Source organism: Kribbella sp. NPDC043289 (assembly GCF_056436705.1).
In genome coordinates this window covers 1,279,736-1,293,699 of record NZ_JBWKCB010000002.1, presented here as the reverse complement: position 1 = coordinate 1,293,699, position 13,964 = coordinate 1,279,736, and the positions used below count along the sequence as shown (strand labels likewise).

Below are 13,964 nucleotides of genomic sequence, written 5' to 3'. Positions count from 1 at the left end.
GCGATATCATCGCCACATGGCGATGCCAACGAGAGATCAAGAACCACGCGTCGACGAGACCGCGGCACTGTCGGTGGCCGCCTGTCTGTTCCATGGATTCAGCGATGCGTCGCGGCTCGCGATCGTGCGACACCTGGCGCTCGGCGAGCACCGGGTGGTGGAGCTGACCGAGCACCTCGGGCTGGCCCAGTCGACGGTGTCCAAACACCTGGCCTGTCTTCGGGACTGCGGGTTGGTGGACTCCAGGCCGCAAGGCCGGGCGTCGCTGTTCCGGCTGACGCACCCGGAAGCCACCCTGGACCTGCTGTCTTCTGCCGAGCAACTCCTCGGGCTCACCGGTGATGCCGTCGCGCTCTGCCCGGTCTACGGAATCGCCGCCCAGGAGGACCAGTCGTGAGCGACTCACAGAACCCGACCGGCCACCTTCAGATCGAGCCGCTGAGCACCTGGACCGCCGACCCGGAACAGCGACGGAAGCTGAGCCGCCGGGCACAGTTGCTGGCCGGCGCATCGGTCACCTACAACGTCGTCGAGGCGATCGTCGCCATCTCCGCCGGTGCGGCCGCCGGTTCGGTCGCGCTGGTCGGCTTCGGCCTGGACTCGGTCGTGGAGGTGTCCAGCGGTCTGATCATCCTGTGGCAGTTCCGCCATCGCCTGCCGGAGACCCGCGAGCGTCAGGCGCTGCGGCTGCTGGCGTTCTCGTTCTTCGGCTTGGCCGCGTACGTGACCTTCGAGTCGCTGCGGTCGCTCATCATCGGTAGCCACGCTGAAACGTCTCCCGTCGGCATCGGCCTCGCGATCGCCTCGCTGGTCGTGATGCCGTTCCTGTCCTGGGCACAACGCCGTACCGGCAAGGCTCTTGGCTCGAACGCGGTGGTTGCTGACGGCACCCAAACGCTGCTGTGCACCTACTTGTCCGCGGTGCTTCTCGTCGGCCTCGTGCTCAACGCGACCCTCGGCTGGAGCTGGGCCGACCCGATCGCTGGCCTCGTCATCGCCGCGGTCGCCGTCCGCGAAGGCCTCGAAGCCTGGCAGGGCAAGGGCTGCTGCGCCCCCACCGCCGGCCAGAACACCTGCGGGTGCACCGACGGGACCTGCACGGACGGCTGCTGACGGCATACCGCGGCCCCGGAGCCGGGGCCGGGGCCGCGATATCAGTGAGTGGACCTCAGCCGACCTTGACGAAGATCGGGTTCGAGTAGAACCACAGGTCGTCCCACGGGCTTTCCTTGCCGTCGGCGGCCGGCTCGGCCTCGTCGGTGCTGGTGCCGCGGACGCGGAGGTAGCTGCTGGCGGTGACGTCGCGCAGGGTGTGGCGGATGACGTACTCGCCACCGACCCGGCGGAAGTCGCTCTTGCCGTAGCGGGCGACCACCTTGGTCGTCGGGTTCGTCGCAGCGTCGCGGTCGGACACCGGACCGGTGATCTCGCCGACGATCAGGTCGACCCGGTTGACCTCGGGCCGGTCCCCGTTAGCGTTCTGCCCGGCGAGCGGCCGGAACCGGAGCTCGACGGTGACGTCGTTGGTACGGCGATCCGTCACCGTGAGCTGCTGCCCGACAGTGGCGACCTGGCGTCCGTTCGCCGCGGCGAGGTCGAGACCGGTGACGAGATCCCCCGTCGTGACGAAGATCCGCCCGGTCCGCAGACCGTCCATGACGTCGGCGTAGTCCTGACGGGCGTTCACGTAGGTCTTCGAGTACTCGCCCGGCCAGAAGTCCGAACCGCCACGAGTCCAGTGCACGTGCGAGTCCGAGGTCGCGGTGATCCACCACTTGCGGCCCTCCCCCAGCAAGGAGTCCCACAAGCCGCCGACGATGGCGGTCATCTGGTCGTAGCCGCCGTGCGTCGGGTAGCTGCCGTAGCCGCCACGAGCCCCACCGTTCAACGGCCCGGCCTGGTGGCCCGGCGCGCCTTCGAAGCCGACGTACACGTCCGGCGCGGTGTCCTGGTTGTTCCGGAACTCGTGCGGAGTGTCCTGACCCCAGACGCCCAGCCCGGTCGCCGACCGTGCGGCGTGGTGGGCGATCACCAGCGGCTTGGCGCTCAGGTTCTTGGCGTAGTTGAGGAACTCGACCATCTTCGACTCGGTGTCGCGCGAGGGGTCGGCCAGGAACGGATCGTTCTTCGCGAACCGCGACTCCAGGTCGTACAGCAGCTGCGCCTCGTTGTCGCGGCGCGGAATCATCAGCGTGTGATGGTCCATCGCCGGCGCGTCGAACTCCATCCCCCAGAACTGCAGAACCTCGGGAACCAGCCGACGCGACTTCAGCAGATCGGGGTACGCCAGCTCGAGGTTCACCTTGGAGTGCGTCGGACCACCGTGGTCGGTGCACATCACCCAGGACAGCCCGAAGCTCTTCGCCATGATCGCGTTGGTGACGATCGGGTACACCGCGTCCGCGCCCTTGGTGAACACCGGCGGGTTCTTCGTGGTGTCGAACCGGCCGGAGTACTCCGAGTGGATGTGATGATCGCCCGCCCGCCAGGTCCGGCCACGACCCGCCCCGCCGGGCTGGGTCCCGTACGACGCCTCCGCAGCGAACGCCGTACCAGGAAGAGCCGTCGCCGCGGCCAACGTCGCACCGACGCCGCCGACCTTCATCAACTGCCGGCGCGAAAGACCGGTCGCAGCACCGTCGGCGGGGTCAGCCGCATCGAAATCGACGTGCTCGTGGGTGTGATCATGATCGTGCATGCAGCTCTCCTACGCAGACGGACGGGATGCCCGCCATCCCAGCCAGCACGGGTGAACGCCGCCCGAACGACGCCCAGCCACAACCCGAACGCCTTACCAGCACAAAGGGCGCACGACGCTGAAGTGCCCTGGCGACACAGTTGCTTTCTCACGATCCGGGAAGACCACGTCTGCAGTGGAACCGGGCGGCACGTCGACGGTGAGCTGGAACTTGTCGTTCTCGATCTGCCACGCGACCTCGATGGTCCCCTGAGGGCTCTCGAAACGACCTCGTGCCCAAGGGATGTCGGGATGTGGCAACGGCGCGACCACGAACGACTCCCACCCAACCGATCCGGCGGCCTGCCGTAAGCCGAGTACGTGCGTGTGCAGGAAGTGGACGACAGCGCCCTTGCTGTAATGGTTGAGGGAGTCGTGCGGGTTCCCCTCGTCGTCGACGCCGTCCCAGTCCTCCCAGATCGTCGTCGCGCCGCGGTCCAGCATCCCCAACCAGGACGGGGATGTCCGCTGGAACAACAGGTCGTACGCGATATCGGCGTACCCGTTGTCCGCGAGCACGGGCAGTAGCTCGCCGGTAGACAGGAAGCCGGTTCCGAGATGGTTGCCCGCGGCCCAGATCAGCTCGGCGAGCCGGCGTACGGCGGCCTCGTGCAACTGCGGCGGCACGAGGCCGAACGCCAGTGCGCGCACGTAGCCCGCCTGGGTGTCGCCGGTCGTCCGGCCGGATTGGTCGAGGAATTCCGTGCGCCAGGCGTCGCGCACCTGATCCGCGATCTCGGCGTACCGGGCAGCCTCGGAGGATCGGCCCAGGATCTCCGCGATCCGCGCGAGGGAGGCACTGGATCGGTAGAGGTACGCCGTCCCGACCTCGCCCTTGTCGGACTCGTGCCACGCCGCCCACCCGGCCGGATCGCTCAACGGCGGATCGATGTTCGGCTCCGCCCACTCCCCCCAGTGATACGTACCGTCCCAGATGAACCGCTCGTGCGGCAGCGGTACGGCGGATCGCTGGGCGCGCGACGGATGCCGATGCTCTCGGGCGGCGTCGAGTGCCCACTCCACCCAGCGCACCATCGCATCCCAGTTCTCGGCCAGCACCTCGCGGTCGCCGTACGTCTCGTACAGCTCCAGCGGTACCGCGACGATCGCGTCGCCCCACCCGGCCGATCCGGTGGACTTGGCCAACCGGTCTTCGAGGTTCAGCTTGGTACGCCTGCCGTCGGGCGAGAAGTTCGCGATCCGGCCGTCGGGCAGTTGGTCGTCGCGGACCGAGCGCAGCCACTTCCGGCTGAATCCATGGACGTCGTACAGCCGCGCCGCAGCGGGTGCGAAGACTTGGTAGTCGCCGGTCCAGCCGAGGCGCTCCCGCGTCGGGCAGTCGGTGGGTACGTCGACCGCGTTGCCACGGAAGCTCCAGACCGCCGCGTCGTGCAGACGGTTGAGGTCAGCGTTGCCGCACTCGAACGTCGCGGTCCGGGTGAGATCCGAGTGCACCACGTGCATCGTCACACTGGCTGGGTCGATCGCGGCACCGTCTCGCCGCAAGCGGACGTACTGGAACCCATGGACAGTGTGTCGCGGCTCGAAGACCTCCCCCGCACCGGCAGAGACGACCTCATCGCGTTGCACGAACGGCACGTACAGCTGCCCTGGGAGCACGGAGTCGAGGTGGTCGGTACTCAGGTCGCCGTCCGGTCCGACGAATTCGCCGTGGTCGATGACCGTGCGGGTGCCGGCCGGACCGAGGTCGCCGAGCGAGATCCAGCCCGAGGCGTTCTGGCCGAAGTCCGCGACCCAGGTCCCGGCGTCGACCTGCCGCAGCGACGCGGGCGGGCGGGACTCGATGCGTCGTACCGGTGGCGCGGGCGACCAGTCGATGCGGGGCGCGGTGACCCGGTCGACCAGGACCGCGTCACGTCGACCGGACCGGGCCACGAGATCGACCGACTGACCGTCCATCAGGTCGGCGCGGGTGATTGTCGATCGGGAGCTCGTCCACTCCTCGCCACTGCGAATCACGGAGCGCGTGCCGTCTCGGTGCCACACGTGGAGCTCCAGCTTGGCCGCGGTCGTCGTACCCCATCCGGAGGGCAGGCGGAAGCCGCCGGTCTTGCCGCGATACCAACCGTCGGACAGCAGGACCTCGAGTTCGTTGCCGCCTCGGCGCAGCGAGTCCGTGACGTCCATCGCCTGCGCGTAGAGCGTGTTGTCGTACGACGTCGAGCCGGGCGTGAGCTCCGCGGTACCGGCACGACGCCCGTTCACGAACGCCTCGTAGACGCCGAGCGCAGTGGCGTAAAGCCGTGCGGACGCCACGTCGGACGTCAGATCGAAGCGGGTCGACAACGCGTAGGCGGGCCGGTTGCCGTACCCCTCGTCGGCCCTCTCGAACGGAGAAACCCAGCGCGCGGTCCAGTCGTCGTCGAGGAGTCCGACCTCGAACCCGTTCGGCTCGGACCAGCCCGAGAAGCCCCGGTCGCCACGCACCCGGACGCGCCACGTCACACGCTGGCAGCTCTGGAGCGGTGCCCACGGCCAGGGGACGAAGAGGTGCTCTGTCGACGTTCGGGTGACGCGGGCGAGCGGCGTACCGTCAACAGTCGCATCGAGCTCGTACGCCGCTTGCTCGGACGGCACCCGCCACGAGAGCCGCGGCGTCCGCCCGGACACGGTGAACTGATCGCCACCACTGTCGATCCGCAGCCGGTCAGGGGTTCGACTCATGTGTTCCTCACTCTGTGCGCAGGCATGCTTCGAAGACCCGGCCGCCATCGACCGAGTCGCGTTCTGGAGATGCTGCTGCCGTCAGCGTCGAGGTCGACGCGCAGATGTCTTGCGAGATGCTGTGCTGGCGCGAATGACCAGCTGATGCGGCAGGACTGTTCTCCGCGCTGCTGTCTCGCCGTTGACTTGCAGCATGAGCTGCGCGACGGCTTGTCGTCCGTACTCGGCGTCGTCGACCCTGACGGTTGTCAGCGGGGGTCGGAAATAGTCCGAACCCGGCGCATCGTCGTACCCCGCGACGCTGACATCTTCCGGAACCCTCAGGCCGGACTCGATCAGTCCGTAAACGACTCCGAGGGCCATCTCGTCGTTGGCCGCGAAGATCGCTGTCACGGACGGGTCCTGAGCAAGCCGTCGACCGGCCTCGTAACCGGATCCAGCGGTCCAGTCGCCGGCCAACGGTTCCGGCAGGTCCGCGCCGGCCCGACGCAGCGCGCGCTCCCAGCCGGTTCGGCGGAGCTGGCTGGAGATCCAGTTGAGCGGACCGGCAACATGGTGGACGGTCGAGTGCCCGAGCGACAGCAGATGATCGACGACATCCCCGGCCGCCTGCGCCGCGTCGGCATGGACAGCAGGACCGTCGTACTCCGGAACCTCACTGGTGGACAGCAACGGCAACGAGGTGTCCAGTCCCCGGAGGGTCTTCGCGGCGGAGTCCCACGGGGCCATGAAGATCACGCCGTCACAGCCGGCCCGGGCCAGTCGGTCGATGCCGTCCTGAACAGTCGCTCGATCGAAGTTCCCGAACGTGGCGACGCTGACGCCGAGGCCGAGCTCGGCAGCGGCCTGTTCGACACCGATCATGATCGAGATCGCGCCCAGGCCCATCTGCCGGTCGGTCAGCTGATGGGTGAGCAGTCCGACGCTGAGCCCGCGCCCCGAGGTCAACGCCCGGGCGATCGGGTCCGGCCGATAGCCGAGAGTCTTGATCACGCGCCGAACTCGAGCCGCCGTCCGGGCGTTCACGTTCTCGCCCCCACGGGCGACCCGGGACGCCGTCTGCCGGGAGACCCCCGCCGCACGGGCGACGTCGGTGAGCGTGGCCCGCACCACCGGACCTCGTTTCTCGGACGGCACCTCGTTCAACTCTTCCCCGCCTCCCTCCGGATCATGGCAGCCTACTTGACCGCTCCGCTGCTGATACCTTGCACGACCTGCCGCTGCGCGAAGACGTAGAACACAACCACCGGCAGCACCGAGATCGCGGTCGCGGCCAGCAGGATGTTCTGGACCGGTGTCTCCGCCGACACGAAGTTCATCAGTCCACGCTGCACCGGCATCAACGCGTCGTCGTCGAACAACACCAGCGCCAGCAGGTACTCGTTCCACACCGACAGTCCCTGGATCACCGCGACCGCGATCAGACCTGGGCGCGCCAGCGGCAGGATCACCCGGGCGAACGTGTTCAACGACGAACTGCCGTCGATCGCGGCCGCCTCCTCCAGGTCCTTGGGCAGATTCGCGAAGAAGCCACGCATGATCAACGAGGAGATCGGGATGCCGGCGGCAATCAGGATCAGCACGTAGCCGATCCGGCTGTTCGTCAGCCCGAGCGTGACCATCAGCTTGTACTGCGCGATGAACGACGCCGGCGCCGGGATGATCATCACCGCGAGCAGGCCGAACGTGACGGCCGACTTGCCCCGGAACTCGATCCGGGCCAGCACGTAGCCGGCCATGCTCGACACGAGCAGGATCCCGGCCACGGCCGACACCGTGTAGATCACGCTGTTCGGCAGATACGTGCCGAGATCACCGTCGGCCCAGGCCGTCACATAGTTGGACCACTGCGGTTTCGCCGGGAGCAGATGCTTGCCGCGGTACAGCTCACTGCTCGTCTGCAACGACCCGATCAGCAGCCAGAGCATCGGGAACAGCGCCCCGATCGCGGCGATCGTCAGCAACCCGTACAGGCCGCCCCTGCCGACCAGACTCTTCATTTCCGCCTCCGAGACAGCCAGAGATGCAGCATCGCCAGCAGGACCAGGGCACCACCGAAGATCACCGACATCGCCGCCGCCGATCCGAAGCGCTGGTTCGTGAACGCCTCCTGGTAGATCCGCAGCGTCGGCACCATCGTGTGGTTGCCGGGGCCACCGTTCGTCAGTACCTGCACGGTGCCGAACACCTGTAACGCCCCGAGCAGTGTCAGGAGCGACACGATCGCCGTCACGGGCAAGAGGTCAGGCCAGGTGACGTACCGGAACTTCGCCCAAGCGCGGGCACCGTCCAGGCTGGCCGCTTCGTACAGCTGCACCGGCACGTCCTGAAGGCCGGCCAGGTAGAGGATGAAGCCGAATCCCCAGTGGTACCAGAGGAACACGGCCGCCACCGCGGGCAACGCCGTACCGGGATCCTCGAGCCAGTTGTGCTGCAGGCCGGACGCTCCGACGGAGCCGAGGAGACGATTCAGGATCCCCGCCTTCGGGGCGAGCAGCCAGGAGAACATCATGCCGATGGCCACGACCGAGAACACGCCGGGCAGGTAGAACGCCGTACGGAAGAACGCCTTCCCGCGACGGACCTTGTTCACCGCGATCGCCATCCCCAGCGACAACGCGTTGCCGAGGACGAAGCCGACGACACCGAAGATCAGTACGTTGCGCATCGACGACCAGAAGACCGTGTCGTGCAGCACGAACGTGTAGTTGGCCAGACCCACGAACGGTGCCGACGTACTGACGCCGTCCCACTGCTGGAAGCTCAGCACGATGGCCTGCACGAACGGTACGAGGGTGAAGATCCCCAGCAGCAGTACGGCCGGCAGGAGGAAGGCGTACGCCATCAACTCCCGGCGCCGCGCGAGCGGACCACGACGCCGGGTTCTCGGGTGCGCTCGGGCCAGTTCGACTGCCTCGAGCGGACGGACGGTCATTTGGCCCTCTTCTGCGCCGTCTCCATGTCGCCGAGCACCTGGTCGACGGTCTTCTCCTTCAGTACCAGGCTCTGTACGCCGCTGATCAACGCCGTCCGGGCATCGGTGTTGAACGGCGACGGAGTGATCTCGATCGCGTTCACCAGGGACGCGAAGCCGGCCACCTGCGGCGGCAGGTCGGCGGCGGTCACCTTCGGGTTCGCCGGGATCAGGCCGACCATGTCGACGAACACCTTCGCCTGCTCGGGCTCGGTCAGCCACTGCACGAACTTCACCGCAGCGTCGACGTTCTTCCCCTTCGGGTTGATGCAGGCGCCCTTGCCGACCCCGCCGTACACCCGCGGCTTCTGCGTGGCGCCGGCCGCCTTCGGAATCCCCATCGACACGTACTCCGTGAAGTCCGGCGCGGTCGCCCGCGCGACACCGATCGCGACCGACGCGTCGAAGATCGCCGGGGTGTCCTGGACGTTGAAGAAACCCTTCTCCACCGTCGGATTGTCGTCATTGCCGCCGGGCAGGGTCTTGTTGACGATGACTCCCGCGTCCCGCAGTTCCGCCAGCAACTGCAGGCCCTTGCGCCAGCCGTCAGCCTTCCAACTCGCCTTGCCCGCCAGCGTCGCGTCGATCTCCGCGTCGGTCAGCCAGTTGGACGCATGGCTCAGCAGGAACCGGTCGGCCAAGGACGCCGCCATCAGGAACGCGCCGTTGCCGCTCTTGGCGGAGACCTTCTTCAATTGCTCGATCCACGCCTCGGTCGTGGCCGGCGGAGTCTTCGGATCGACACCGGCGTCCTCGAACGTCTTCGTGTTCAGCAGCAAGCCCATGGTCTGGATCTCCCAGTGGGCGGAGTAGATACCGGCCTCCAGTCCGGCGACCGTGCCGGCCTTCACGGTGGTCAGGTCCAGCGCGATCGGCGCGAAGTTGTCCTTCCACTCGCCGGTCAGCTTCGGCTGCAGGTTCATCGCCCAGCCGGCCTTGTAGTACGGGAGCATCTCCGGCAGCGTCAGCGTCGAGTAGATGTCGGGCATGTCGCCGGACTGCGACTTCGCCTGCAGCTTCGCCGGGAAGTTCGTCGGCCCGGGGCTGTCGATCGTCACCCGGACGCCGGTCTGCTGCTGATAGGTCTCGACCAGCTTGTCGAGCGCCTTGGCCTGGCCGCGGGACTGGTTCATGAACGTCAGCAACGCCGAACTGCCGCCGGCTCCCGCTGAATCCTTGCTGCAACCGGTCAGCACCGGACCCGAGAACGCGGCGCCGGCGGACACGGCGGCCAGACCGAGCAATCGGCGACGCGACAGACCGCTTCCTACGCCTGGTGTGGGCATTGGCTTTCCTTCCTCGCCGAACGGCAGAGACACAGGTTCCCGCCGCGGTCCCCCGAACCGCGCGGAAACAACTGCGCGACGCTGCCTCCACGGACGCTGATTCGCCGCGCGCAGCCTCGCTGTTACCGGTAACATCTTGTTACCGGTAACAATCACTGTCAACACCTCACCCTGACCGGAACCGGTCGGTACGCGTGCGTCGACGGCGCGGCGGTGTCTCCGCCGCGCCGGCCCGGGTGTTACGCCAACTGGATGTCGATCGTGTGGGCTCCGGTCAGGGATGCCGGTACGCCGTGCTCCTGGGGAGTCCCGTCGAGCTCGAAGGACTTGATGGTGCGGCCCGCGCCGTGGAGTTTCACGGTCACGGTGGCGGCGCGGTAGCGGAGACCGGTCAGGGTGACGTCACCCCAGCCCTCGGGCAGGGTCGGGGCGAAGGTGAGACCGTGGTCGTCGAAGGTCATGCCGAAGAGGCCGGTGTGCATCATGTCGATGAACGCCGTCGCTGTCCACGTCTGGTCCGGCTGCGAGTCCCAGTGGTGTTTCACGACGCCGAATCCCGCCTGGTAGCCGCCGTCGACGGCGCCGGTGTCCCCGTTGTAGATCTCCCAGAAACCGCCGCTGTCCCTGACCAGCTTGGCGAGCAGCGTGGTCTCGGTCGCGAACCCTTCCTGCTCCCCGTGCCTGGCCAGGCCCTTCGCCCAGAGGCCTTGCACGAGCGGCCAGACGATCGCGTTGTGCCGGCCCGGTTCGGCGCTGGAGTACCTGTCCCATTGCGGATAGGTGTCGGGCATGCCCCACGTCATCCGGTGCGCGTTCGAGATCACGGACTCGGCCTGTGCGTCGTCGGCGATCCCGAAGAGCAGCGTGAACGCCAGACCGGTGCCTTCCTGGTACGCACCCGCCGTACCGTCGGCCCGGAGCTCGTAGTTGTACGTTCCGGTCTGCGCGTTCCAGAAGTGCTCGTTGACGGCTTGCTTGATCTCCCACGCCTTGTCGCGGTACCCGTCGGCCGGCTGCCCCAGTCTCGCCGCCATCTCCGCCGCGCCGGCGTACGCGGCGTAGTACAGCGAGTTCGTGCTCAAGTACATGGACGAGACGACGTCCGGGTACGACGTACTCTCGCTCCCCATCGCCTCGCCCTGGTCAGCCGTCGGCGCCGGGAAGCCGGAGACGCCGTCGTTGAAGAACGACGGGCCGGTGAACAGACCGTACTGCGCGTTGTACCCGAAGACCGCCGCCTGCTCGCGAACGGCCAGCGTGTTCGTCACGACCTCGTACGCGCTCTGCAGGAAGTCGCGATCGCCGGTCACCAGATAGTGGTGCCACGCGCCGACCGTCCACACCACCTGGTCCCACTGCTGGCTGTCCTGCTGCGTCACGAGCTTGCCTGCGGCGTCTTTCTCGACGACCGCCCACAAGGTGTTCGCGGCCAGCGCCGGCGCCAGCAGACTCGTCGCGTTCCAGCTGTTGATTGTCGCGTCCCGGGTCCACGGCTGCTCGTATCCGCCGCCGGCCCGAACCATCCCGATCGCCGGGTCCATCAGTCCACTCCGCGCGTGGAGCTCGCCGTACGGGACGGTGTTGGTCGTCAGCAGGTTCTCGAGCGCCGCCTCGTACGTCGTACCGAACAGCGCCTGGCTCTCCGGGTCCTCGAACCGCAGCGTCGGACGCTTGTCTCTCGTTGTCATCCCCCTATTCCATCAGACCGTCAGCTGCTCGTCCCACGACTGCGAGCCGGTGACCCCGAGATCGGGCCGCAACCGGAGCAGCCCCAGTTCGGTCGCGATTTCTCTCAGGGGTCGGGGCATGACAAATGTCGGAGGTGGTCGGTGAGTTCCCGAGCTAGATTCCTCGGCGTGACTACCGAGACCGCCCCTCGCTCTCCCCTCGCGGCGCTCGCCGTCGGCCCACGCCGGCCGGTGCTGACCAGCGTGGTCTTCCTGGTGACGCTGGCGTGTGGGATCGCGCAGTTGGCGCATCGGCCGCTGTACGAGTTCGTCGTACGGGACCCGGATCGGATCGACGCGGGCCAGTGGTACCGCCTGGTCACGGCAATGTTCTTCCAGGACGGCTGGGGCCCTGGGCTGGTCTCGAACCTGGTGTTGCTGGCGGTGTTCGGCAAGCTCGCCGAGCGCACCTTCGGTCGGTGGCGGTGGCTGCTGCTGTACTTCGGCTGCGGCTGGTTCGGCCAATTCATGAGCTACGTGTGGTTCCACTCGACAGGCGCCGGCAACTCGATGTGCGTCGCCGGTCTGATCGGCGGGCTCGCCGTACTGATCCTGCTGGCTCCCCGCCGGTACGGCGTTGCGCTGCCGGTGAAGATGCGGCTCGCGGCCTTCGCCGTACCGGTTCTCGCCGTGGTCGATACTGTCCTGAAGGACAACCACGGTCTCCCTTGTCTGCTCGGTATGGCCTTGGGGTCCTTTCTCCTCCCGCGGGCCGACGCTCGGCTACAGTTCGGCTGATGCGGACAGAACTGGGGAATGTCTTCTGGGTAGGCGGTCCGGCGGGGGCAGGGAAGACGACGGTGAGTCGGCTGCTCGCGCGGAAACACGGTTTTCTTTGGTACAGCTTGGATGCGCGGTCCCTCGACCACGAGAAGCGCGCCATCGCGGCCGGACACTACGTCCCAGGCACCGATCCGGGAGCTATCGATCGTCGGCCGATGATCATCGAAGACATCCAGTCGCTGCCCGTGCAGACGTCCGTGATCGTCGAGGGTGCGTTCGTCACGCCGACGCTGGCCGGGGTCGCCGGAAACGCGGTGTGGCTGATGCCGTCCCAGGAGGAACAGGTCGCCCGGGTGGAACACAGGAATCCAGGCGTTGATCATTCAGGGCTGATCTGGGGATGGAATCTGATCTGCGGCCAACTCGAGGGAACCGAGGCGAACGTCGTCGTGGTCGACGGCCAGACCGTCGAGCAGACGATCGCGGCGGTCGAGCAGGCGTTCGGCGCGAGCCTGGATTCCGGTCCCGCGGCACGCACGACCGACGAGCGGCGCTCCCTGCTCCGGATCAGCAATCGCTACCTCGCGGAGAACACCAGGCGCCGTACGACGCACGCCTTCGACTGCGAGTGCGCACAGCCAGGTTGTACCGCCGTCATCGAGCTCGACCCCGACGACGTCCCGCCGCTGCTCGCCCAAGCACCCCCATCGATCATCACGCCCGAACACGCCTGAAGCTGGACCACCGTCGGACAGTGGGGTCGAATCGTACGATGTGAGCTCCGCAGTTGGTTCCGAGGAGGTTGGCAGTGCCCGTGAGCATCCGGGACGTCGCGCGCGAAGCCGGCGTCTCGCTCGGTACGGCGTCGACGTACCTGAACAATCCCGACCGCGTCGCTCCGCACACGGCCAAGCGGATCCGCAAGGCGATCGACGACCTCGGCTACGTACGGAACGAGACGGCCAGGCAGTTGCGCGCCGGGCAGAGCCGGATGCTGGCGATGCTGAGCATGGAACTGCAGAACCCGTTCTTCGGGGCGGTCGCCGAGGTGATCGAGAAGCGAGCCGCCGAGTACGGGCTGTTCATGATGCTGCTGTACGGCCACGGGGACGTCGAGCGGGACCGGCAGTACGTCGATCTCGCGGTCCAGAAGCAGGTGTACGGGATGATCCTGGCGTCGGGCAGCGCGACTCCCGACGTACTCGACCTGCTCGCCCGGCAGCAGGTGCCGACCGTCCTGATGGACGGGCACGCCGATCGCGACGGGTTCGCGTCGGTCGCGATCGACGATGTCACCGGCGGACGGCGAGCCGTCGAGCACCTGATCGAGCAGGGCTGCAAGCGCATCGCAGTGGTAGGCGGCGAGGCCGTGCTGCCCCAGATAGAGGAACGAGTCCGCGGCGCGCAGCAGGCCGCCGCCGGCCACCGCGGGGTGAGCCTGGAGATCGTGCCCACGAAGGAGCGCACGGTTGAAGCCGGACGGGCCGCCGGTCAGGAACTGGCACAGCGGCCGGCGCGCCGGCGACCCGACGGGATCTTCGCGATCAACGACCTGGTCGCGATCGGGTTGGTGGACTCGCTCGTGATCTCGGCCGGCTGGCGGGTGCCGGAGCAGGTCGCACTGGTCGGGTACGACGACATCGACTTCGCCTCGTCGACGATCGTGCCGTTGTCGACGGTCCGCCGTCCGCGGGACGTTTTCGGCCGGGCGGCCGTCGACTTCGTCCGCGAGCTCGCCGGCGCGAAGGAGCCGGGGCCGGCCCGGCACGTCGAGATCCAGCCGGAGCTGATCGTCCGAACCAGTTCGCGCCGGCACTGAAACGATTGCAAAG

Annotated in this window: 12 protein-coding genes; 5 read left to right on the top strand and 7 right to left on the bottom strand. The window is 67.6% G+C overall.

From position 1 onward, the window contains the following. The first annotated feature begins 16 nt into the window (after nt 1-16). Nucleotides 17-397: an ArsR/SmtB family transcription factor gene (locus AC0662_RS18000; RefSeq protein WP_452195390.1), complete on the top strand. Its 381-nt coding sequence runs from the start codon at nt 17-19 to the stop codon at nt 395-397. After that, nucleotides 394-1,113, top strand: coding sequence for a cation diffusion facilitator family transporter (locus tag AC0662_RS17995; protein ID WP_452195388.1), 720 nt, complete (start codon nt 394-396; stop codon nt 1,111-1,113). Before AC0662_RS18000 ends, AC0662_RS17995 begins: the two co-directional genes overlap by 4 nt. Before the next feature lie 55 nt (nt 1,114-1,168). Here AC0662_RS17995 and AC0662_RS17990 read toward each other — a convergent pair whose 3' ends face one another. The 7 genes from AC0662_RS17990 to AC0662_RS17960 all read right to left on the bottom strand — a co-directional run bounded on the left by AC0662_RS17990 (nt 1,169) and on the right by AC0662_RS17960 (nt 11,370). Further along, nucleotides 1,169-2,698: a CehA/McbA family metallohydrolase domain-containing protein gene (locus AC0662_RS17990; protein ID WP_452195386.1), complete on the bottom strand. Its 1,530-nt coding sequence runs from the start codon at nt 2,696-2,698 to the stop codon at nt 1,169-1,171. A 93-nt stretch (nt 2,699-2,791) separates the two neighbouring features. After that, on the bottom strand, nt 2,792-5,422 hold the full coding sequence (locus AC0662_RS17985) for a family 78 glycoside hydrolase catalytic domain (RefSeq protein ID WP_478301819.1): 2,631 nt from the start codon (nt 5,420-5,422) through the stop codon (nt 2,792-2,794). A gap of 81 nt (nt 5,423-5,503) precedes the next feature. Further along, nucleotides 5,504-6,559 carry a LacI family DNA-binding transcriptional regulator gene (locus AC0662_RS17980; protein ID WP_452195613.1) on the bottom strand — a complete coding sequence of 352 codons (1,056 nt, stop codon included), beginning with the start codon at nt 6,557-6,559 and terminating at the stop codon, nt 5,504-5,506. 41 nt (nt 6,560-6,600) lie between these two features. After that, nucleotides 6,601-7,422 (bottom strand): carbohydrate ABC transporter permease, encoded by an 822-nt coding sequence (locus AC0662_RS17975; RefSeq protein ID WP_478301817.1) that lies wholly within the window; start codon nt 7,420-7,422, stop codon nt 6,601-6,603. After that, nucleotides 7,419-8,357: a carbohydrate ABC transporter permease gene (locus tag AC0662_RS17970; protein WP_478301815.1), complete on the bottom strand. Its 939-nt coding sequence runs from the start codon at nt 8,355-8,357 to the stop codon at nt 7,419-7,421. The genes AC0662_RS17975 and AC0662_RS17970 overlap by 4 nt, the downstream gene beginning before the upstream one ends. Then, nucleotides 8,354-9,682 (bottom strand): ABC transporter substrate-binding protein, encoded by a 1,329-nt coding sequence (locus AC0662_RS17965; protein ID WP_478301813.1) that lies wholly within the window; start codon nt 9,680-9,682, stop codon nt 8,354-8,356. Before AC0662_RS17965 ends, AC0662_RS17970 begins: the two co-directional genes overlap by 4 nt. Before the next feature lie 239 nt (nt 9,683-9,921). After that, nucleotides 9,922-11,370: an MGH1-like glycoside hydrolase domain-containing protein gene (locus AC0662_RS17960; protein WP_478301811.1), complete on the bottom strand. Its 1,449-nt coding sequence runs from the start codon at nt 11,368-11,370 to the stop codon at nt 9,922-9,924. A 168-nt stretch (nt 11,371-11,538) separates the two neighbouring features. Here AC0662_RS17960 and AC0662_RS17955 point away from each other — a divergent pair, with 168 nt between their 5' ends. The 3 genes from AC0662_RS17955 to AC0662_RS17945 all read left to right on the top strand — a co-directional run bounded on the left by AC0662_RS17955 (nt 11,539) and on the right by AC0662_RS17945 (nt 13,951). Further along, on the top strand, nt 11,539-12,147 hold the full coding sequence (locus AC0662_RS17955; protein ID WP_478301809.1) for a rhomboid family intramembrane serine protease: 609 nt from the start codon (nt 11,539-11,541) through the stop codon (nt 12,145-12,147). 200 nt (nt 12,148-12,347) lie between these two features. Next, on the top strand, nt 12,348-12,866 hold the full coding sequence (locus AC0662_RS17950; protein ID WP_478301807.1) for a hypothetical protein: 519 nt from the start codon (nt 12,348-12,350) through the stop codon (nt 12,864-12,866). A 74-nt stretch (nt 12,867-12,940) separates the two neighbouring features. Next, nucleotides 12,941-13,951 (top strand): LacI family DNA-binding transcriptional regulator, encoded by a 1,011-nt coding sequence (locus AC0662_RS17945; RefSeq protein ID WP_452195371.1) that lies wholly within the window; start codon nt 12,941-12,943, stop codon nt 13,949-13,951. Nucleotides 13,952-13,964 lie beyond the last annotated feature (13 nt).

Bases quoted from the DNA above. Each gene is read 5' to 3' on its own strand.
- AC0662_RS17950 (WP_478301807.1), top strand. From the start codon at position 12,348: ATGATCATCGAAGACATCCAGTCGCTGCCCGTGCAGACGTCCGTGATC.
- AC0662_RS18000 (WP_452195390.1), top strand. From the start codon at position 17: ATGGCGATGCCAACGAGAGATCAAGAACCACGCGTCGACGAGACCGCG.
- AC0662_RS17975 (WP_478301817.1), bottom strand. From the start codon at position 7,422: ATGAAGAGTCTGGTCGGCAGGGGCGGCCTGTACGGGTTGCTGACGATC.
- AC0662_RS17970 (WP_478301815.1), bottom strand. From the start codon at position 8,357: ATGACCGTCCGTCCGCTCGAGGCAGTCGAACTGGCCCGAGCGCACCCG.
- AC0662_RS17965 (WP_478301813.1), bottom strand. From the start codon at position 9,682: ATGCCCACACCAGGCGTAGGAAGCGGTCTGTCGCGTCGCCGATTGCTC.
- AC0662_RS17985 (WP_478301819.1), bottom strand. From the start codon at position 5,422: ATGAGTCGAACCCCTGACCGGCTGCGGATCGACAGTGGTGGCGATCAG.
- AC0662_RS17990 (WP_452195386.1), bottom strand. From the start codon at position 2,698: ATGCACGATCATGATCACACCCACGAGCACGTCGATTTCGATGCGGCT.
- AC0662_RS17960 (WP_478301811.1), bottom strand. From the start codon at position 11,370: ATGACAACGAGAGACAAGCGTCCGACGCTGCGGTTCGAGGACCCGGAG.